Annotated in this window: 20 protein-coding genes and 1 rRNA gene (1 of these 21 running past the window's edge); 14 read left to right on the forward strand and 7 right to left on the reverse strand. The window is 40.8% G+C overall.

The genetic code is table 11. The features are described from left to right. A 16S ribosomal RNA gene (locus DY200_RS07070) occupies positions 1–381 on the reverse strand (it extends 1,161 nt beyond the left edge of the window). 483 nt (positions 382–864) lie between these two features. Between DY200_RS07070 and DY200_RS07075 the strand changes: the two genes are divergently transcribed. Next, on the forward strand, positions 865–1,698 hold the full coding sequence (locus DY200_RS07075; RefSeq protein WP_115587476.1) for a DUF5718 family protein: 834 nt from the start codon (positions 865–867) through the stop codon (positions 1,696–1,698). 113 nt (positions 1,699–1,811) lie between these two features. Here the strand turns inward: DY200_RS07075 and DY200_RS07080 are convergent, their stop codons facing one another. Continuing rightward, entirely contained in the window at positions 1,812–2,789 is a 978-nt protein-coding gene (locus tag DY200_RS07080; RefSeq protein ID WP_115587477.1) for a LysR family transcriptional regulator, read from the reverse strand. A 230-nt stretch (positions 2,790–3,019) separates the two neighbouring features. Between DY200_RS07080 and ttdA the strand changes: the two genes are divergently transcribed. The 13 genes from ttdA (at position 3,020) to DY200_RS07145 (ending at position 16,754) form a co-directional block, all read left to right on the forward strand. Beyond that, on the forward strand, positions 3,020–3,922 hold the full coding sequence (ttdA, locus tag DY200_RS07085) for a L(+)-tartrate dehydratase subunit alpha (protein WP_197718021.1): 903 nt from the start codon (positions 3,020–3,022) through the stop codon (positions 3,920–3,922). Continuing rightward, positions 3,919–4,533, forward strand: a complete 615-nt coding sequence (gene ttdB / locus DY200_RS07090) for a L(+)-tartrate dehydratase subunit beta (RefSeq protein ID WP_115587478.1) — start codon at positions 3,919–3,921, stop codon at positions 4,531–4,533. Before ttdA ends, ttdB begins: the two co-directional genes overlap by 4 nt. Positions 4,534–4,630: 97 nt before the next feature. Continuing rightward, positions 4,631–5,902, forward strand: a complete 1,272-nt coding sequence (locus DY200_RS07095) for an SLC13 family permease (protein ID WP_115587479.1) — start codon at positions 4,631–4,633, stop codon at positions 5,900–5,902. Between the two features lie 184 nt (positions 5,903–6,086). Further along, positions 6,087–6,344, forward strand: coding sequence for an oxaloacetate decarboxylase subunit gamma (locus tag DY200_RS07100; RefSeq protein ID WP_005618986.1), 258 nt, complete (start codon positions 6,087–6,089; stop codon positions 6,342–6,344). A gap of 15 nt (positions 6,345–6,359) precedes the next feature. Beyond that, the gene (gene oadA / locus DY200_RS07105; RefSeq protein ID WP_115587480.1) at positions 6,360–8,162 is read left to right on the forward strand and encodes a sodium-extruding oxaloacetate decarboxylase subunit alpha; all 1,803 of its coding nucleotides are present in this window, start codon (positions 6,360–6,362) and stop codon (positions 8,160–8,162) included. A 16-nt stretch (positions 8,163–8,178) separates the two neighbouring features. After that, entirely contained in the window at positions 8,179–9,483 is a 1,305-nt protein-coding gene (locus DY200_RS07110) for a sodium ion-translocating decarboxylase subunit beta (RefSeq protein WP_005598530.1), read from the forward strand. A gap of 132 nt (positions 9,484–9,615) precedes the next feature. Further along, the gene (locus DY200_RS07115) at positions 9,616–9,939 is read left to right on the forward strand and encodes a zinc ribbon domain-containing protein YjdM (protein ID WP_005598532.1); all 324 of its coding nucleotides are present in this window, start codon (positions 9,616–9,618) and stop codon (positions 9,937–9,939) included. A 171-nt stretch (positions 9,940–10,110) separates the two neighbouring features. Further along, on the forward strand, positions 10,111–11,511 hold the full coding sequence (locus tag DY200_RS07120; RefSeq protein ID WP_115587481.1) for a cytochrome c peroxidase: 1,401 nt from the start codon (positions 10,111–10,113) through the stop codon (positions 11,509–11,511). 238 nt (positions 11,512–11,749) lie between these two features. After that, positions 11,750–13,057 (forward strand): sn-glycerol-3-phosphate ABC transporter substrate-binding protein UgpB, encoded by a 1,308-nt coding sequence (gene ugpB / locus DY200_RS07125; RefSeq protein ID WP_115587482.1) that lies wholly within the window; start codon positions 11,750–11,752, stop codon positions 13,055–13,057. A 68-nt stretch (positions 13,058–13,125) separates the two neighbouring features. Further along, a complete protein-coding gene (ugpA, locus tag DY200_RS07130; protein ID WP_115587483.1) occupies positions 13,126–14,001 on the forward strand; it encodes a sn-glycerol-3-phosphate ABC transporter permease UgpA in 876 nt (291 codons plus the stop codon). 2 nt (positions 14,002–14,003) lie between these two features. Beyond that, on the forward strand, positions 14,004–14,852 hold the full coding sequence (gene ugpE, locus DY200_RS07135; RefSeq protein ID WP_115587484.1) for a sn-glycerol-3-phosphate ABC transporter permease UgpE: 849 nt from the start codon (positions 14,004–14,006) through the stop codon (positions 14,850–14,852). A gap of 20 nt (positions 14,853–14,872) precedes the next feature. After that, entirely contained in the window at positions 14,873–15,973 is a 1,101-nt protein-coding gene (locus DY200_RS07140; protein WP_115587485.1) for an ABC transporter ATP-binding protein, read from the forward strand. A 46-nt stretch (positions 15,974–16,019) separates the two neighbouring features. Beyond that, a complete protein-coding gene (locus DY200_RS07145) occupies positions 16,020–16,754 on the forward strand; it encodes a glycerophosphodiester phosphodiesterase family protein (RefSeq protein WP_115587486.1) in 735 nt (244 codons plus the stop codon). 38 nt (positions 16,755–16,792) lie between these two features. Here DY200_RS07145 and yggU read toward each other — a convergent pair whose 3' ends face one another. From yggU to DY200_RS07170, 5 genes are all read right to left on the reverse strand, one after another. After that, positions 16,793–17,098, reverse strand: a complete 306-nt coding sequence (gene yggU / locus DY200_RS07150) for a DUF167 family protein YggU (protein ID WP_115587487.1) — start codon at positions 17,096–17,098, stop codon at positions 16,793–16,795. Position 17,099: 1 nt separating this feature from the next. Beyond that, the gene (locus tag DY200_RS07155; RefSeq protein WP_115587488.1) at positions 17,100–17,633 is read right to left on the reverse strand and encodes a YggT family protein; all 534 of its coding nucleotides are present in this window, start codon (positions 17,631–17,633) and stop codon (positions 17,100–17,102) included. Between the two features lie 120 nt (positions 17,634–17,753). Continuing rightward, on the reverse strand, positions 17,754–18,095 hold the full coding sequence (locus DY200_RS07160; RefSeq protein ID WP_005598541.1) for a YggL family protein: 342 nt from the start codon (positions 18,093–18,095) through the stop codon (positions 17,754–17,756). Between the two features lie 55 nt (positions 18,096–18,150). Continuing rightward, on the reverse strand, positions 18,151–18,903 hold the full coding sequence (gene trmB / locus DY200_RS07165; protein WP_005617860.1) for a tRNA (guanosine(46)-N7)-methyltransferase TrmB: 753 nt from the start codon (positions 18,901–18,903) through the stop codon (positions 18,151–18,153). Between the two features lie 31 nt (positions 18,904–18,934). Continuing rightward, the gene (locus DY200_RS07170; protein ID WP_115587489.1) at positions 18,935–19,885 is read right to left on the reverse strand and encodes a beta-ketoacyl-ACP synthase III; all 951 of its coding nucleotides are present in this window, start codon (positions 19,883–19,885) and stop codon (positions 18,935–18,937) included. Positions 19,886–19,891: the final 6 nt, after the last annotated feature.

Genomic DNA, 19,891 nt, shown 5'->3' on the forward strand with positions numbered 1-19,891 from the left:
CCCCATTGTGCAATATTCCCCACTGCTGCCTCCCGTAGGAGTCTGGACCGTGTCTCAGTTCCAGTGTGGCTGGTCATCCTCTCAGACCAGCTAGAGATCGTCGGCTTGGTCAGCCTTTACCTAACCAACTACCTAATCCCACTTGGGCTCATCTTATGGCAGGTGGCCCGAAAGTCCCACCCTTTAATCCTAAGATATTACGCGGTATTAGCTACAGTTTCCCGTAGTTATCCCCCTCCATAAGCCAGATTCCCAAGCATTACTCACCCGTCCGCCACTCGTCGGCAAAGAAAGCAAGCTCCCTTCCCGTTACCGTTCGACTTGCATGTGTTAAGCCTGCCGCCAGCGTTCAATCTGAGCCATGATCAAACTCTTCAATTCAAAAAGTTTAATCGCTCAATATTCTGCTTAGCTAAGTTCACTTCCCTTACCTAACCAAGTTAAGCAAAAAGAAAAATATGAATTTCTAGTTTAAGCACCTATTAAGACTTCAAGTTTTAAATAATATTTTCAAAATCAAGTCAATCAACAAGTGCCCACACAGATTGTCTGATATATTGTTAAAGAGCAAAAAAGAACGACGCACCGCATTTACTTCTCGTTCACAACAGTGCGTCGTTGTGTGGGTGCATTATAGAGAAATCTAAATTCCTTGCAAGTACTTTTTTCAAAAAAATCTTGAAAAAGTGATTGAAAGAACAGATTTAATACAATTCGAGTGTTTTTTATTACTTTTCTGATAAAAAAGTAATAAATCTTATAAGTTAGCTAAAATAATTCTAGCTTACTTCGCATAAAATTCCCTTTCTTTTTCTTCTATTAATCGCTACATTTGTAGTACTTAATCATATAGAGGTAGATATTATGCAAAAAGAACATTTTATTGGTTTAGGTGTTGCTGGCAATTTTGCCGGTCATTTAGAGCAAGCGGGTGAAGAGGCGGATTTCTTACAGGTAAAAACAGAAGAAGCGATTCAGCCAAAAGCGATTTTTCCTTTCTATGTCCCAAGCCAAACCTTAACCCCAACGGAACAATTCCTTGCAACTTATCCCCTATCCCACGATACCATTACCTTTCCAAATGATGCTGACAATCTACAAATTGAACCGGAAGTTGCATTGATTTGCGAAATTGAATATCGAAACAATCAAGTCATTGCCCTTAAACCTACTCATTTTGCCGCTTATAACGACTGCTCTATTCGCCGTCCGAATGCACGTAAAATTTGTGAAAAGAAAAACTGGGGCAATGCGTCAAAAGGGATCTCTGAAACATTGATTCCTTTAGATCATTTCACACAAGGCAGTATTTTGGATAATTACAATATTGCTTGTTTCCATAAACGTGACGGTAAACTGAACGTATATGGCGAAGATAGCCCGGCGGTAAGCTATAGTTATTTTCATCAAAAATTATTGAACTGGATTGTAGATAAGATAAATAACCAACCGGATCAAGGACCGATGAACCATATTGCCGAATTACTTAAACAAGCGGATTACCCGACAAAAGCAGTAATCAGCATCGGTGCTACTCGCTATACTGAATTTGGCGAGCAAAACTTCTTACAAATTGGTGATACAAGTATTGTGGTGGTTTACAATGCTAAAAAGTATTCATTCGAACAAATTACGGAAATGGCTGAAGAGGAACAATTTTCAGCAGAAATCTCAGCATTAGTTCAAACTGTTCGCTAACCAATCTTAAGCGACAGCTATACAAGCGGTCTATTTTAGTAAAACCTTATTAAAATATGACCGCTTATCAATTTAATGAATAGATCTATACTTTTTATATTAACTTACATGAATTAATTATTATTGAAGACTAATTGCTTAGGGGAAACCTCATTTTGCCACATTTTTTCGGATGAAAACGGACATCGGGTTAATTCACGTAGTGACTGAATAAATGCACGCGTTGCACGTGATAAATAACTATTTTTACGATAAATGATTACAACTGTTCGACGTATATCTAGCTCTCCATAGCATGGTTCTTTATCAAAATGATTTTTTGACACTAATGTTTCAGGTAATAATGCTACACCTAACCCTGCTCCTGCTAACGCTTGAGCCGTAGTCATACTTTCTGTTTCCAATACAATTTCAGGTACATAACCGGCTAATTCACACTGCTTAATAAGCATCTCATGTAATTTGTGATTTTTATTCATTTTAATAAAACGGCTCTGTTTAAATTGTTCTAAACATACTCTTTGACTAAAAGAATGATCACCGGCTTTTAACCCCAGTTCTTTAGCAATTCTATGTTCCGGAGGGATCGCCAACAACATTCGTTCTTCAAATAATATTTCATAATCAAAATATTTTTCGTTAACGGGTAATAATGAAATAGCACAATCAACATACCCATGTGTAACCATTTCTTCTAAATTACGGGTACTATCTTCTTTTAAAAATATATCAATTTTTGGATATTGTTGGCTAAAAAGCGGCAACACTCTCGAAAGTAAGTAAGCACTACGGAATGGTGTACTACCGATCGTCACTCTTCCACGTTTGACATTCAAAATATCATCTACTTTTTGCTCAAATTGGTGTTGAAGATCCATCATTGCTTTAGCGTTTTCTACATAAAGCTCCCCGACGTAAGTTAATTTTAACGGTGAAACACTACGATCAAACAATGGTGCACCAACCTCTTCTTCCACTTTTTGAATAAATTGACTCAGTGATGGCTGAGAAATGAATAATTTTTTCGCTGCATTGGAAAAATTACGCTCTTCTGCTACTTTTAATACATATTTAAATTGCCGAAATTCCATCTTTTTTCCTCTTTTTTAGCTTACAAGCGGTTAAATTCCATCAAAGATTCTCAAAAAACTCATAAAATTCAACCATTTATCATTATATAGGTATTTACCTATACCCAGTATGTAAAAAATCGTATTGGACTTATTTTATACCTCTTCAGTACTATTCGCCATATCAAAGCTTTGTTTAATTTAGTGGGAAGCCGAAAGGCTAAACAAATCAAATCCAAATGGGGTGATCTATGATGACAAAAGAAGAAGGCATACGTTATCTAACTGATACCATTGCTAAATTTGTCGGTTTTACCGGTAAAGTATTACCTGACGACGTAATGGCAAAATTAGAAGAATTACGTAAGAAAGAGGAAGAACAATTACCAAAAATTATTTACGGTGCAATGTTCGATAACCAACGTTTAGCCAAAAAATTAAATCGTCCAAGTTGCCAAGACACTGGTGTAATTCAATTTTTTGTGAAATGCGGAGCTAATTTCCCTTACATTGGTGAGCTTGAAGCACTATTAAAAGAATCGGTTATTCAAGCGACTAAAACAGCTCCGTTACGCCATAACAGCGTGGAAACCTTTGATGAATATAATACCGGTTTGAACGTAGGTAAAGGCACACCAAGTGTATTTTGGGAAATTATACCGGACAGTGACAAACTGGAATTAGATACTTATATGGCAGGCGGTGGTTGCTCATTACCGGGACAAGCCAAAGTGCTTATGCCGGGTGAAGGCTACGAAGGTGTAACAAAATTTGTGTTAGACGTGATGACTAGTTACGGTTTGAATGCCTGTCCGCCATTATTAGTTGGCGTAGGAATTGCGACTTCCGTTGAAACTGCAGCAGTACAATCGAAAAAAGCATTATTCCGTCCGTTAGGTGAACGTAACCCAAATGAAAAAGCGGCTTATATGGAGAAATTGTTAGAGGACGGAATCAATAGCATCGGTTTAGGTCCACAAGGCTTAATGGGAAGAATGTCAGTGTTAGGGGTAAACATTGAAAATACCGCTCGCCATCCGTCAGTTATCGGTGTAAGTGTAAACGTGGGCTGTTGGGCACACCGCAAAGGACATATTATTTTCGATAAGGATCTCAACTATACCATTACTTCACATTCGGGGGTAACACTATGAGCGACAAAAAAATCTTGACCACTCCAATCAAAGCAGAAGACTTGGAAGATATCAACATTGGCGACATCATTTATTTGAACGGTTATATCGTCACTTGTCGTGATGTGGCACACCGTCGTTTAATCAATAACGGACGTGAATTGCCGGTGGATCTCAACGGTGGTGCAATATTCCATGCAGGTCCAATTATTCGACCACTTGGTGATGATAAATATGAAATGGTTTCGGTCGGTCCAACTACTTCAATGCGAATGGAAAAATTCGAGAAAGAATTTATCAAGCAAACCGGCGTGAAGGTAATCGTTGGTAAAGGCGGTATGGGGCAAGGTACAATGGAAGGCTGTCGCGATTATAAAGCATTACATTGTGTATTCCCTGCTGGCTGTGCAGTGTTGGCGGCAGAATGTGTAGAAGAAATTGTTGATGCACAATGGAAAGACCTCGGTATGCCCGAAACACTTTGGGTATGCAAAGTAAAAGAGTTCGGTCCGTTAATTGTGTCTATTGATACCCACGGTCGCAATATTTTTGAAGAAAATAAAGTTATCTTCAACGAACGCAAAGACAAAGCGATTGAAGAAATCTGTAAACACGTTGATTTCATCAAATAGTAAATAACGTCTTATCAAAAAAATCCCCCCATACATACACTTGTGTGTATGGGGTTTCTTATACCCAAAATTCAGAAATTCACTCTTGGAGGCAATTATGGCTGCAAGTACGATAACGCTACTCTTTTTACTTTTCGCCGTCGTGATGTTTGTATGGGAAAAATTACCTCTCGCTGTTACCGCAATGATTGTTTGTATTGGTTTAATTTTAACTGGTGTGCTGAGTCCGAAGGAAGCCTTTCTAGGTTTTATAGATAGTAACGTGATTTTATTTGTTGGAATGTTTGTCATTGGTGGAGCATTGTTTGAAACAGGTATGGCAAATAAAATCGGAGGTTTAGTTTCAAAATTTGCCAAAACAGAACGCCAACTCACTATTGTTTTAATGCTCGTTACAGGGCTAATGTCCGGTATATTATCCAATACCGGTACGGCAGCTATTCTAATTCCTGTTGTCGTAGGTATTGCTACCAAATCAGGTTTTGCCCGTTCACGCCTGTTAATGCCATTGGTTTTTGCTGCGGCAATGGGCGGTAACTTATCACTTATCGGCGCACCCGGTAACTTAATTGCACAAGGGATTTTAGAACAAGTAAATCTCAAATTCGGTTTTTTTGAATATGCCAAGGTAGGATTACCTATTCTTATCGTTGGGATTCTGTACTTCGTGCTGATAGGTTATCGTTTTTTACCTAATTCAGAAAATTTAAGTATTGAAAATTCTATATATAGCAATAAAAAAGAAACGGCAGATGTAGCTGTTTGGAAGCAGTGGCTTTCACTTGTCATCTTAGTCGGTACTTTATTAGCAATGGTACTTGAAGATGTTATAGGTATAAAACTCTATGTATCAGCTTGCGTAGGTGCATTATTATTGATCGTCACAGGAGTAATGAGCGAAAAACAAGCCTATGCATCGATTGACAGTCAAGTCATTTTCTTATTCGGTGGTACTTTAGCTCTTGCTACAGCATTAAACAACACTGGCGCAGGTAAAGATATTGCTAATTTTGTCATTGGTTTATTAGGTTCAAATCCAAGTCCGTTTGCATTATTGACTACCGTCTTTATCATTAGCTGTGTACTGACTAATTTTATGTCAAATACTGCGACCGTAGCACTACTCGCACCGATTTGTTTATCAATTGCGAGTTCTTTAGGAGCTGATCCACGAGCAGTATTAATGGCAACTGTTATCGGTAGTTCCTGTGCCTATGCAACACCAATCGGCATGCCGGCTAATACAATGGTATTATCAATTGGCGGTTATAAATTTATGGACTATGTTAAAGCAGGTTTACCACTCATTATCGTATCTACGATTGTAAGTTTGATTTTACTGCCTATTTTCTTCCCATTTTTTCCATAAGAGAAGATACAAGCGGTCATATTTGGAGTGAAATTTGCAAAAAAATTGTTAAATTTGACTATTTATTTTTCATCATGAGATAAAAAATGTGAGCCGCTTGGCATTTCTCGGCTAAATTATTTGCGCGACGATCATAATTTAGCTATCTTGAATAAGTTAATACAATAGACTTAAAGGTATGTTTATGACAAATGCAGAACTTTTTGGTGAAGGCATAAATTTGATGATTTCGGGAATGGGCTTCGTGCTGCTTTTCCTTATCGTATTAATTTATGCGATTAGCTTCATTTCTACGCTAATTAATAAATACTTCCCCGAACCTATCCCCGCTCCCGTAGCAAAACCAGTGCCAAGCGCTGTTCCAACTGATAATTTAGACCATTTACGCCCCGTGATTGCGGCTGCTATTGCCCATCATCGTCGTCAACAAGGATTAAAATAATAGAGGATTTTTATCATGACTATTCAAAATAAAAAAATTGCGATTACTGATGTTGTTTTACGTGATGCACACCAATCTTTGTTTGCGACACGACTACGTTTAGACGACATGTTACCGATTGCAGCTGAATTGGATAAAATCGGTTATTGGTCTTTAGAAGCTTGGGGCGGCGCAACTTTTGACAGTTGTATCCGTTTTTTAGGTGAAGATCCTTGGGTTCGTTTGCGTGAATTAAAAAAAGCGATTCCGAATACGCCGTTACAAATGTTACTACGCGGACAGAATTTATTAGGTTACCGCCATTATGCGGATGATGTGGTTGATCGTTTTGTAGAACGTTGCGTTAAAAACGGTATGGATGTATTCCGTGTATTTGATGCGTTAAATGACCCTCGTAATATGCAAGCTGCATTACAAGCGGTTAAAAAACACGGTGGTCATGCACAAGGTACGTTGAGCTATACCACCAGTCCGGTACACACCTTACAAACTTGGTTAGATGTTACCGAACAATTATTGGAAATTGGGGTAGATTCTCTCGTTATCAAAGATATGTCCGGTATTTTAACCCCAATGGCGGCTTATGAATTAGTCGGCGAAATCAAAAAACGTTATGACGTAGAACTTCACTTACACTGCCACTCAACTACCGGTATGGCGGAAATGGCGTTATTAAAAGCGATTGAAGCGGGTGTTGATGGCGTAGATACTTCAATTTCTTCAATGTCCGGTACTTACGGTCATCCAGCCACCGAATCTATCGTAGCAACCTTACAAGGCACACCTTACGATACCGGTTTAAATATCCCTCAACTTGAAAAAATCTCTGCTTACTTCCGTGATGTTCGTAAAAAATATGCGAAATTTGAAGGTCAATTACGTGGCGTAGATAGCCGAATTTTAGTCGCACAAGTGCCGGGCGGTATGCTAACCAACCTTGAAAGCCAACTAAAACAGCAAAATGCCAGTGATAAACTTGATCTTGTGTTACAAGAGATTCCGCGCGTCCGCGAAGATCTCGGTAATATCCCGCTTGTTACGCCAACCTCACAAATTGTCGGTACTCAAGCGGTAATGAACGTATTAATGGGTGAGCGTTATAAAACTATCGCCAAAGAAACCGCCGGTATTTTAAAAGGCGAGTACGGTCGTACACCTGCGCCGGTAAATAAAGCATTACAAGATCGTGTACTTGAAGGTGCTGCGCCGATTACCGATCGTCCGGCAAATCATATCGCTCCGGAAATTGATAAATTAGTGGCGGAAGTAACTGCACAAGCAAAAGAGAAAGGTATTACCCTTTCCGAAAATGCGATTGACGACGTATTAATCGTGGCGTTATTCCAACAAGTCGGTTGGAAATTCTTAGAAAACCGCAATAATCCGGCAGCTTTTGAACCTGCACCGACCGCAGAATCCGCTAAACCAGCGCCTGTTGCAGCACCAAAAGCACAACCTCAATCCGGTCCTGCAGTTTATACGGTAGAACTTGAAGGCAAAGCCTTTGTCGTGAAAGTGAGTGAAGGTGGCGATATTACTAATATTGCACCAACAGCACCAGCTACTGCACCACAAGTTGCGGCTCCGGTAGCAACTAATGCGAATGCTGAACCAGTCAAAGCACCGATGGCGGGTAATATTCTTAAAGTTGAAGTAACCGAAGGTCAGCAAGTAGCGGAAGGCGATGTGTTATTAATTCTTGAAGCAATGAAAATGGAAACACAAATTTGCGCACCAAAAGCCGGTAAAGTTCAAGGCGTTGCGGTAAAACAAGGTGATGTCGTTGCCGTTGATCAAGTCTTAATGAATCTTGCTTAAACGATAGGGAGTTAATATGGAAGGTATTATCGCTCTGTTTCAGGGTATGGGTATTATGCATATGGAGCTAGGGCAAGCGATTATGATTGCGGTCAGCCTGTTATTGCTCTGGCTTGCAATTGCCCGCGGCTTTGAACCACTCCTTTTATTACCAATCGGCTTTGGCGGTTTATTATCCAATATTCCGGAAGCCGGCTTGGCTATGACCGCTTTAGATAATCTGCTACATCACGGCACAACCGAACAGTTTGCGATTATTGCGGCAAAAGTTAATAGCACAAGCTTAGATCTTGAGAATATTAAAGCTGCGATTGCCTTAGCGGCACCTTCGGTACAAAACGAATTGGAAGTGATTGCCGGAGATATGGGTTATACTGCCGGTGTGTTAGCACTCTTCTATAAAGTGGCGATTGGCTACGGTGTTGCACCGTTAATCATCTTTATGGGAGTCGGTGCAATGACGGATTTTGGTCCGTTACTCGCAAACCCTCGTACACTCTTATTAGGTGCTGCGGCACAATTCGGTATTTTTGCAACCGTACTTGGCGCTTTAGGTTTGAACTGGTTAGGTATTATTGACTTTACCTTACCGCAAGCGGCGGCGATCGGTATTATCGGCGGTGCGGACGGTCCGACTGCTATCTATCTGGCAAGTAAACTTGCGCCGGAGTTACTCGGTGCGATTGCAGTGGCAGCTTACTCTTATATGGCGTTAGTGCCGTTAATTCAGCCGCCGATTATGAAAGCGTTAACCACAGATGCCGAACGTAAAATCCGTATGGTGCAATTACGCACGGTAAGCAATCGAGAAAAAATTCTATTCCCGATTCTCTTGCTCTTACTCGTGGCATTATTGTTGCCGGATGCGGCACCGTTACTCGGTATGTTCTGTTTCGGTAACTTAATGCGTGTCAGCGGTGTGGTGGAACGTTTAAATGATACGGCTCAAAACGCGCTGATCAATATCGTGACGATTTTCCTTGGCTTATCGGTCGGTGCGAAATTAGTTGCGGATAAATTCCTCCAACCGCAAACCCTCGGTATTTTAGTGTTAGGCGTAATCGCATTCTGTATCGGTACGGCAAGCGGTGTATTAATGGCGAAATTGATGAACAAGTTCAGCAAAAATAAAATCAACCCGCTTATCGGTTCTGCCGGTGTTTCTGCCGTGCCAATGGCAGCGCGTGTATCAAATAAAGTCGGTTTGGAATATGACAAACAGAACTTCTTATTAATGCACGCTATGGGACCGAACGTAGCCGGTGTAATCGGCTCCGCTATCGCAGCCGGCGTTATGTTGAAATATATTGCGGCAATGTAATCGCTATATTTACATTATTAAGCGGTCGTTTTTGAGGAAATTTTTGCAAATTTATCTTCAAAACCGACCGCTTACTTTTTATGGCGTTTCATTATAAAATAACGACCTTTTATAACCTTGAGGATTTATTTTATGACATACCCTGTTTGCCCTAAATGCAAGAGCGAAAATACTTATCACGATTCCATCCAATTCGTTTGTCCCGACTGCGCGTACGAATGGAACGGCGAAGAAATTGAAGAACAAGATGAAGACCAATTAATCGTTAAAGACAGCAACGGTAATTTATTAGCTGACGGTGACGATGTACTTTTAATTAAAGATTTGAAATTAAAAGGCTCGTCCGAAGTATTAAAAAAAGGCACTAAATTCAAAGGTATCCGCTTAGTAAACGGTGATCATAACGTAGATTGCGGTAAAATTATGCTTAAATCGGAATTCCTGAAAAAAGCCTGATTTACTCGTTATTTCGACTCATTTTAAACGCCCACTTCGGTGGGCGTTTTTCTTTCATTGCTTATACTTATCATTGAGATAGTTATTATAGATTAAAACTATTGACCAAGCTCAAAAAATATATCACTCTTTTTAGGGATAATGTAATCTCGATTTCAAGGAGATTTATTTATGAAAAAATATTTACTTTCGGCAATTGCCGCCGCCGGCGTCGGCTATTTTTCACTTGTGGGCTACGCCTATTGGTTTGATAAAGAGCAAGCGCCAAAATTATTAGCGTCCGCAGACTTACCCGAATCGCATAAAGCGGTCGCAGGAGTCATGTTTGAAAACGGCTGCCAATATTGCCACTCGGCTAATGCGGAATTACCGGCTTATGCCAAGTTACCAATCGCAGACCAAGTGATGGCTGAAGATATTGAAAAAGGTCTTAAGTTCTTCCGTCTTGATCATCTGATTGAAGGAATGAAAGATCCGAGCAAACTTTCAGAAGCCGATCTTGCTAAATTAGAACAAGTAATTCGCAATGACGAAATGCCGGTTGCTAAATATATTCATATCCACTGGGGTTCTCGTCCTGACGAAGCTCAGAAAAAAATTATCTTAGATTGGATTACCGCACAACGCCAAGCACACTTCTTACCAAAAGCGGAAGGTGCGGACGCTACTCGCTTGGTTCAGCCGATTCCTGATCAATTACCGACCGATCCGCATAAAGTAGCTTTAGGTGAAGGGCTTTATTTTGACGGACGTTTATCTGATGACGGTACGATTCAATGCCATACTTGCCACCAATTAGCGCAAGCCGGGGTCGATAACTTACCGGTATCGGAAGGGATTAACGGCTTAAAAGGCGGTATCAACGCGCCTACGGTGTTTAATGCGGCATTTAATAAATGGCAATTCTGGGACGGTCGTGAGAAAACCTTAGCGGATCAAGCGGGCGGCCCACCGGTAAACCCGGTTGAAATGGGTTCAAAAAACTGGGATGAAATTCTCGCCAGACTAAGCAAGGACGAAGAATTTATGAAACGTTTCCACGAGATTTACCCGACTCTTACGCAAGCGAACGTTACCGATGCAATCGGTGAATATGAAAAAACGCTTATTACGCCGAACAGTGCATTCGACCGCTTCTTAAAAGGCGAGCAAAATGCGCTAACCGACGTACAAAAACGCGGTTACGAGCATTTCAAAAATGCGAAATGCGATACTTGCCATACCGGTACGGCAATGGGCGGACAATCATTTGAATATATGGGCTTATATGCCGATTACTTCAAAGATCGCGGTACGGAATTAACCGAAGCGGATCAAGGACGTTACGCCTTTACGAAAGATCCGAGCGATATGCATCGTTTCAAAGTACCGACGTTACGTAACGTAGCCTTAACCGCACCATATATGCACGATGCGACTGCGAAAGACTTAAAAGAAGCGGTTCGCGTAATGGGTATTTACCAAAGTAATAAAAATTTCTCTGAAACCGAACTCAATGAGATCGTCGCTTTCTTAGAATCACTTACCGGTGAATTCAAAGGTAAATTACTCACCAATGAAAAAATGAAATAATTTCATATAAAAACAAGCGGTGGGATTTCTGTAAAATTTTGCAAAAATCCCACCACTTTTTCTTACTTTCTTTTCGATATTACATATCCGAAATTATTTATCCTAGTGAGAGCTAAAAACCTCGCACTTTACTTTTTTAATCTGTCATTAAGTTGCCATAATTCCTTGTTATCTTTGTTACGTGCCAATGCACATATGTGGATTTGAACTAACAGAATTAACGATAGCGAGGTAAAAAATGAAACGCTTATTCACCAAAACCGCATTAATCACCGCCGTTGCTTTAAGTACACCGGCTTACGCCGTAACAGAAATTCAGTGGTGGCACTCTATGGGAGGCGCATTAAACGAATGGGTCAATGATTTAGCCCAGCAGTTTAATGAGAGCCAACAGGAATATAAAGTTGTTCCGGTTTTCAAAGGTGAATACCTCGAATCTATGGCCGCCGGTATTGCCGCAGTAAGAGCAGGTAATGCCCCGGACATTTTACAAGTATATGAAGTGGGTACGGCTTCTATGATTTATGCGAAAAATGTAACGAAGTCCGTATCTCAAATCATGAAAAATGCCGGTGTGAAATTTAGCCCGTCCGATTATATCCCCGCTGTTAGCAGCTACTACACCGCCCCTAGCGGTGAAATGTTATCTCTTCCATTCAACAGTTCCACGACCGTTCTCTACTACAATAAAGATAGTTTCAAAAAAGCCGGTTTAGATCCTGAAAAAGCCCCCAAAACTTGGAAAGATGTACGTGATGTGGCAGAACAATTGAAAAAATCAGGGAATTCTTGTCCGCTTACCGTTTCTTGGACAGGCTGGACACAATTAGAAAGTTTTTCAGCATGGCACGATGTGCCCTTTGCAACTAAAAATAACGGTTTCGACGGCTTAGATACCGAATTGGCTTTCAATTCTCCATTGCACGTTCGTCATATTGATAATTTAGCAGATATGGCGAAAAGCGGACTATTTATTTATAAAGGTCGTGAAAGTGCTTCACAACCAGCTTTCGTATCAGGTGAATGTGCGATTTTCATCGGTTCGTCAGGTTCTTATTCCGGAATTAAGCGTGATGCTAAATTTACTTTCGGGGAATCGACGTTACCTTATTACGAGGATGTGAAAGGTGCGCCGCAAAATACGATCATCGGCGGTGCAAGCTTATGGGTACTCGCCGGTAAACCCGAATCTCACTATAAAGGTATTGCACAATTCTTCGATTTCCTTTCTCAGCCTCAAGTTCAAGCCAATAGCCATATGCGTACCGGATATTTACCGGTTACGTTAAAAGCCTATGAAATCACGGAACAATCCGGTTTCTATAAACAAAATCCGGGAACGGATGTACCGGTAGAGCAAATGGTACGCAAAACAACCGAACGTACGCGCGGTATTCGCTTAGGTAATATGCCTCAAATTCGTACGATTGTAGATGAAGAACTGGAACAAGTTTGGAGCGGCAAAAAAACTGCACAACAGGCTTTGGACAGTGCGGTAAAACGCGGTAATGAATTACTGGAACGTTTTAGAACCGTTAATAAATAATCTACCTATACTCTCCCATTTGGTGCTTATCCGAATGGGAGATATTGCTTTTATATGTAGGAAAAAATATGACTCGATATACAGGATACCGCTTTCTGCCTTGGTTATTATTGATGCCCCAATTGCTGATTATCGGTATTTTTTTCTATTGGCCGGCGATACAAGCGTTGTATCAATCATTTCAAATGCAAGATATATTCGGTACCACGACTTATTGGGTAGGATTGGATAATTTTAAACGTCTTTGGCATGATCCAACGTATTGGGATTCAATTTATACCACCCTTTATTTTTCCTTATGGGTAACTTTGCTTTCCTTGGTACTCTCTTTACTGACTGCATTCTTTATGTACAGAGTGGTAAAAGGTGCTGTCTATTACCGTACATTTTTAATTTTACCTTATGCCATATCGCCAATTATCGTAGGCGTTTTATGGGCATTTATGTTTTCTCCTTCTTTCGGTGTAATAGCTTATCTCTTAAAACATATCGGCATTGACTGGAACCATCAAATGAACGACTCACAAGCGATGTGGTTAGTCATTCTCGCATCCGTTTGGAAACAAATTTCTTATAATTTTCTATTTTTCTACGCTGGGTTACAGGCAATTCCCAAATCGCTTATTGAAGCCGCAGCCATTGATGGCGCCGGACCGTGGAAACGTTTTTTTACGATTCAATTACCGCTGTTATGGCCAACGACATTCTTTCTCTGCGTAATTAATATCGTCTATGCCTTTTTTGATACCTTCGCCATTATCGATTCACTGACCAAAGGCGGACCGGGCAAATCGACATCGACCTTAGTTTATCGTATTTATGTAGAAGGCTTTATGTCTATGGATTACGGCAGTTCTGCGGCGCAATCCGTCATCTTAATGGCGGCAGTATTACTACTTACTCTCATTCAATTCCGCTATATGGATCAAAAAGGAGAGCATTAATTATGGTTGAAAATCGCCCTTGGTTAAATTTTTTCTCCCATTGCAGTCTATGGCTTGCTATTTTACTGATCTGTTTCCCGATCTATTTGGCTTTTATCGCTTCTACCCATACGGCAACAGACGTTGTAGCCGTACCGATATCGCTATTGCCCGGTGATCAACTGATACAAAATTATACCACTGCGCTTGTCGGCAATGATTCCTCAGCCGGTGCATTATCCGTATCTCGTATGTTATGGGTGACATTTACCATGACGCTCTTAATCGCAATAGGCAAAATCAGTATTTCTTTATTATCCGCCTTTGCCATTGTGTATTTCCGCTTTCCGCTACGAGGGATTGTTTTCGGACTCATATTCGTAACTTTAATGTTACCGGTTGAAGTTCGGATTATTCCTACTTATGAAGTCGTAGTAAACCTAGGTATGATCAATAGCTATGCCGGATTAACCATTCCGCTCATAGCCTCCGCTACAGCTACATTCTTATTTCGCCAATTCTTCGCCACCGTGCCGCAAGAATTGTTGGAAGCGTCAAAAATGGACGGCGCAAAAGCAATGACATTTTTTAAAGATATTCTCGTACCGCTTTCTATACCTAGTATTGCGGCATTATTTGTCATTCAGTTTATCTATGGTTGGAACCAATACCTATGGCCCTTGCTAATGACTACAAGTGAAGAGATGTTTTCGCTCGGTATCGGTTTACGTCAAATGATAGATTCTGGCGGTGGACCAATTAATTGGAATATTGTGATGGCAAGCGTCATTTTAATGCTGATTCCTCCGACGGTCGTGATTTTATTGATGCAAAAATGGCTTGTTAAAGGGCTTATTGATTCGGAAAAATAATTATTCAAGAAAATAATGTTATGGCAACACTAGTGTTAAAAAATATCACGAAACATTACGGCACAACGAAAAAACCTCAAGATTTAATTTTAAAAGGCATTGATATACAAGTTAAACTGGGGGAATTTATTGTGGTCGTCGGACCGTCCGGCTGCGGTAAATCCACCTTATTAAGGATTGTTGCAGGCTTAGAAACGCCGACAAGCGGTGAAATTATCATCGGAAATTGTAATGTGACCGAATTAGAGCCGTCACAACGTAACATTGCCATGGTTTTTCAAAATTACGCGCTCTATCCGCACATGACGGTACGTGAAAATATGTCTTACGGAATAAAGTTAGCGAAAATGCCGGCGGAAGAAATTGAGCAACGTATTGCCGAAGCTGCCAAAATGTTAGATATAGAAGCTCATTTAGATAAAAAACCGAAAGAATTATCGGGCGGACAGCGGCAACGTGTTGCGATGGGTAGAGCCATTGTACGTAAACCACAATTATTTCTGTTTGATGAACCACTCTCAAATCTAGATGCAAAATTACGTACATCGACACGCTTAGAAATTCGCCGCCGTCATAATAAAATCGGCGTAACTTCACTCTACGTTACCCATGATCAAACGGAAGCAATGACTCTGGCGGATCGTATCATTGTGATGAATAAAGGGAAAATCGAACAATTTGATACGCCGGAGAATATTTTTTCTTATCCGGCATCGACATTTGTCGCAAACTTCATCGGTTTACCTGCCATGAATCTATTAAAAGTCCAAGTGAAACAGCATAAAGTTTATTGTGACGGGCAACTATTAAGAGGCGTACCCGTACCGATAAGCATACAAGTACAAGATGAGAGTGACTGGATCTTAGGTATTCGACCCGAGCATATCCGCCTTTTGGATCAAGCAAACGAAACCAGCTGGGAAAGCCATATTTCTACCAGTGAATTACTTGGTTCGGAACAACTCATTTATGCCGAATTGGGGCAACAGCCGATCATTATTCGCCATAACCGAATCCGCTCAGAACTGTTACATCATGCTACTGCCGGTGTATTTCATATTGAAGCAGATTTCTCTCAACTACATTGGTTTAATGCGACGACAAATTTACGTCAGGCATAATATAAGAAATTAACGAATTGATATAAAAAGAAAATAAGGATTAACAATGCAATATCCATATCCAAAATTTATCGCCCACCGCGGCGGCGGAAATCAAGCTCCGGAAAATACATTGGCGGCATTTCAGCTAGGTATTCAACGAGGATACCGAATGTTTGAATGTGATGCCAAACTTTCTGCCGATGATCTGCTGTTTTTATTACATGATGATACGCTTGAACGCACAACATCAGGACAAGGTAGCGCGAGAATCAATTGGGAACAATTGAACCGACTTGATGCCGGTAGTTGGTTCGGCACAAACTTTACTCAAGAACCCATTCCACTATTAGAAAGCATTGTACGTCTTGTACTGGATAATCATGCTTTTCTCAATGTAGAAATTAAACCAAACCTGGGACAAGACTATAGAACGGGGATGCAATGTGCGAAATTCTTACAACGATTTATCACCTCGGAAGGTATTTGCCCGTTTCTTCTCTCTTCATTTAGTGAAGAAGCTTTACAGGGAGCTTACGATGCGGAAACTACTATCCCTCGCGCATTATTACTGGATAAATGGCGTGATTCGGCTTGGGAAAGCATCAGTGCTTTGGAATGTAGCGGCTTTGTACTGAATTATAAAATCGCCACTCCAGAACTTGTTACCAAATGCCATGCAATTAAACGATTTGTTATGGTTTATACCGCAAATAACGAACAGGATATTAAAACTCTATTTGATAACGGAGTGGACGGCATCATTACTGATAATATGAACCTAGCGAATAGCTTTAATTAATAAACATAGTTCACTAAACATAGTAACGTTTCAGTGAACTATGTTCCTTTATTAAACAAAGTTTCAATTTCCTTTGGAATTAATTTCGGCTCCGGCACAAACAATTGTTTATGTCGTTGTAATTCGCCTTTTTCCAACACAATACTGCTTTTAGGCACTTTAAATAACTTACTCAAATATTTCAGCAAATGTGCATTCGCTGCGCCATCGACCGGCGGTGCAGTAATCGCAATTTTGAGTTCGTTATCGTGTAAGCCGACAATTTGATCACGACTTGCCTTCGGCTGTAAAAAAATCCGCAGGCGGATACCGTACGGATTTTCAATACGTTCTACCGCTTCCATATTAAGCGATGGCCCAAAGTACGCCGAATATGCGATAGAAAAGGTTATTGAGCAGAATTAAGCCGAAACCGAGTACCATCACCGAAAAATCTAACATACCGGTACGCGGTAATAATTTACGGATAAAGCCTAATACCGGCTCGGTAATTTGCGCCACCATATAATCTAACGGATGATCGCCACGGGTAACCCAACTCATTAAAGCACGAATTAAGGTGGTGAAAAACAAAATCTGACCGAAGGTTTTTACCACACCCAATAAGCCGGCTAATACAGCCATGGCAACCGGTACGCCTAAAATAAATTTCTCTAATGCAAGTAACAACAATGCAATCAGTAAGGCGGCAAAATTAATGTTTTTTACGGTCGGAATCACTTTACCGACCGGATTCACTAGAGGTGAAGTAAGACGTAAAAGCGATTGGGATAACGGCATATAAGGATCGACTCGGCAGAATTGCAGCCAAGTACGCAAAATTAATACGAAGCTAAAAAAGCCGATAATGATTGAAAGAACAGGGGCTAGAAATTCCATCTATCTTCCTCTTATAAATATCTCTATAAACTATTCGGGCGGGAATACCCCGCCCTCATGATAGAAAGCGGTCGGATTTTACAATTTTTTTGCAAAATTTAACCGCTTGTTGCTAAAACATTAGCCTTGAACCGGGTAGTCCCACCAAATGTCGAATAAATCGCTGACTTCAACTTGAGTTAAGCCATTGTTTTCTAACCAAGTTTTTACTAATTGTTGGTGAGATTCATCACATTTGCCTAATTTTTCTAAGCAAACTAAACCTTCCCAATGTAAGTAACCGCTGCCTTCATAAGCTAAACCGTTCGGCTTAATCACTTCTGCGATGAAACGATCAACTGTTAAATCAATTTGATCAATGCCTGTGTTTTCTGCGAATTGGAATTTTACTAAGAAGCCTAATTCTTGGAATTCTGCCAAGTGCATTTTTTTACGCTGACGCGCATTACGTTGAATAGCCATTTTTATCTCCCCTTATTTAATGAGAATGGATAGTTAAAATCAATCGTTAAACCGATTATGCTTGTTTAACGAAATATAAGTCCCACACACCGTGTCCAAGGCGATGACCACGTTCTTCAAACTTGGTTAAAGGACGGAAATCCGGGCGTGGAATAAAATCGTTAGTTTCTGAAGTATTGCGTAGTTCTTTATCGAATTGACGTAACACTTCCAACATATGTTCTGCGTAGTTTTCCCAGTCGGTTGCGAAATGGATAAAACCGTTATCGCCTAATTTAGTGAGTACTCGAGTGATAAATTCCGGCTGTACGATCCGGCGTTTATGGTGTTTCGCTTTTTGCCACGGATCCGGGAAATAAAGTTGTAAACCGCCAAGTGAACCGTCAGCAATCGCATCACGTAAAATTTCCGTTGCGTCATGGCAAATCACACGTAAGTTTTTTACGCCTTTTTCCAATGCATAAGCGATACAAGCGCCGACACCCGGCGTATGTACTTCAATCCCGATGTAGTTACGATCCGGATTTTGCTTCGCCATTTCAACTAACGAACGCCCCATACCAAAGCCGATTTCTAACACTACCGGATTGTTGTTACCGAAGATCTGCTCAAAATTAAACGGCGTGTTTTGATAATCCAAACCGAGATTCGCCCAGTTATTATTCATCATATCACGTTGGTAATCGCTCAAACGTCCGGTACGCAATACGAAACTACGTACTTTACGAAGATAGCGACCGTCTTCGGTGAATTCGGCTTGTTCTACCGTTTTACGTTTTTTATCTGCAAAAGTTTGTTTTTCTGACATTTGTAAAAATTCTATCTTTTTTGACCGCTTGTTAAAAACGAACAAGAGCGGAACCCCAAGTCCAGCCGCCGCCAAAGGCTTCAAGCAGCAATAATTGACCGCGTTGAATACGTCCGTCACGTACCGCTTCATCTAATGCAACAGGCACGGTCGCCGCACTGTTATTACCGTATTTCTCGACGGTAAGCACCACTTGCGACATATCCATTTCAAGTTTTTTCGCGGTTGCCGCAATAATACGGATATTCGCTTGATGCGGCACCAACCAGTCTAAATCCGATTTTTGTAAGTTATTCTCTTCAAGAGTTTCTTCCACCACGCTTGAGAGCTGTCCTACCGCAAGTTTAAAGGTTGCATTGCCTTGCATTTGAATAAAGCCGGATCGCTCGTCACCACGTTTTTGTGCCGGTAAAGCAAGCATATACTCACTATCGGAAGACGAATGTAAATGCGTTGAAATAATACCTTGTTCTTCGCTGGCTTCAAGAACGACCGCACCGGCTCCGTCACCGAATAACACAACGGTACTGCGATCGGTTTCATCCAATGCGCGAGAATTTAAATCCGAACCGATGACCAACGCTTTTTTTACTTTGCCGCTACGTACAAACTGATCGGCAACACTTAACGCATACACAAAACCGGTACAAGCGGCGGCAACGTCAAACGCAATCGCATCTTGGATATCTAACATACCTTGAATTTGGCAAGCCGCACTCGGATAGGCGTGAGAGTTGGTTGTAGTTCCCACAACAATCAGATCAATTTCATTGTGATCGATATTCGCTATTTCCAGTGCATTTTTAGCCGCTTGCGCGCCCATTGTCGCAACCGTTTCATCTGCGGCGGCAATACGACGCTCTTTCATACCGGAACGAGTAAAAATCCACTCATCGCTAGTATCGACCATTTTTTCTAAATCAGCATTAGTACGAATTTGAGCGGGTAAATAACTACCCGTTGCTAGAATTTTGCTGTACATATTTCG

Origin of the sequence: Actinobacillus lignieresii, from assembly GCF_900444945.1 — a bacterium.
Classification (GTDB): Bacteria; Pseudomonadota; Gammaproteobacteria; order Enterobacterales; family Pasteurellaceae; genus Actinobacillus; species Actinobacillus lignieresii.

Bases quoted from the DNA above. Each gene is read 5' to 3' on its own strand.
- ugpA (WP_115587483.1), top strand. From the start codon at position 13,126: ATGACTCGATATACAGGATACCGCTTTCTGCCTTGGTTATTATTGATG.
- yggU (WP_115587487.1), bottom strand. From the start codon at position 17,098: ATGGAAGCGGTAGAACGTATTGAAAATCCGTACGGTATCCGCCTGCGG.
- DY200_RS07100 (WP_005618986.1), top strand. From the start codon at position 6,087: ATGACAAATGCAGAACTTTTTGGTGAAGGCATAAATTTGATGATTTCG.
- ttdA (WP_197718021.1), top strand. From the start codon at position 3,020: ATGATGACAAAAGAAGAAGGCATACGTTATCTAACTGATACCATTGCT.
- DY200_RS07115 (WP_005598532.1), top strand. From the start codon at position 9,616: ATGACATACCCTGTTTGCCCTAAATGCAAGAGCGAAAATACTTATCAC.
- DY200_RS07170 (WP_115587489.1), bottom strand. From the start codon at position 19,885: ATGTACAGCAAAATTCTAGCAACGGGTAGTTATTTACCCGCTCAAATT.
- DY200_RS07080 (WP_115587477.1), bottom strand. From the start codon at position 2,789: ATGGAATTTCGGCAATTTAAATATGTATTAAAAGTAGCAGAAGAGCGT.
- oadA (WP_115587480.1), top strand. From the start codon at position 6,360: ATGACTATTCAAAATAAAAAAATTGCGATTACTGATGTTGTTTTACGT.
- ttdB (WP_115587478.1), top strand. From the start codon at position 3,919: ATGAGCGACAAAAAAATCTTGACCACTCCAATCAAAGCAGAAGACTTG.
- DY200_RS07095 (WP_115587479.1), top strand. From the start codon at position 4,631: ATGGCTGCAAGTACGATAACGCTACTCTTTTTACTTTTCGCCGTCGTG.
- ugpB (WP_115587482.1), top strand. From the start codon at position 11,750: ATGAAACGCTTATTCACCAAAACCGCATTAATCACCGCCGTTGCTTTA.
- DY200_RS07120 (WP_115587481.1), top strand. From the start codon at position 10,111: ATGAAAAAATATTTACTTTCGGCAATTGCCGCCGCCGGCGTCGGCTAT.
- DY200_RS07160 (WP_005598541.1), bottom strand. From the start codon at position 18,095: ATGGCTATTCAACGTAATGCGCGTCAGCGTAAAAAAATGCACTTGGCA.
- DY200_RS07075 (WP_115587476.1), top strand. From the start codon at position 865: ATGCAAAAAGAACATTTTATTGGTTTAGGTGTTGCTGGCAATTTTGCC.
- DY200_RS07140 (WP_115587485.1), top strand. From the start codon at position 14,873: ATGGCAACACTAGTGTTAAAAAATATCACGAAACATTACGGCACAACG.
- DY200_RS07145 (WP_115587486.1), top strand. From the start codon at position 16,020: ATGCAATATCCATATCCAAAATTTATCGCCCACCGCGGCGGCGGAAAT.
- ugpE (WP_115587484.1), top strand. From the start codon at position 14,004: ATGGTTGAAAATCGCCCTTGGTTAAATTTTTTCTCCCATTGCAGTCTA.
- DY200_RS07155 (WP_115587488.1), bottom strand. From the start codon at position 17,633: ATGGAATTTCTAGCCCCTGTTCTTTCAATCATTATCGGCTTTTTTAGC.
- trmB (WP_005617860.1), bottom strand. From the start codon at position 18,903: ATGTCAGAAAAACAAACTTTTGCAGATAAAAAACGTAAAACGGTAGAA.
- DY200_RS07110 (WP_005598530.1), top strand. From the start codon at position 8,179: ATGGAAGGTATTATCGCTCTGTTTCAGGGTATGGGTATTATGCATATG.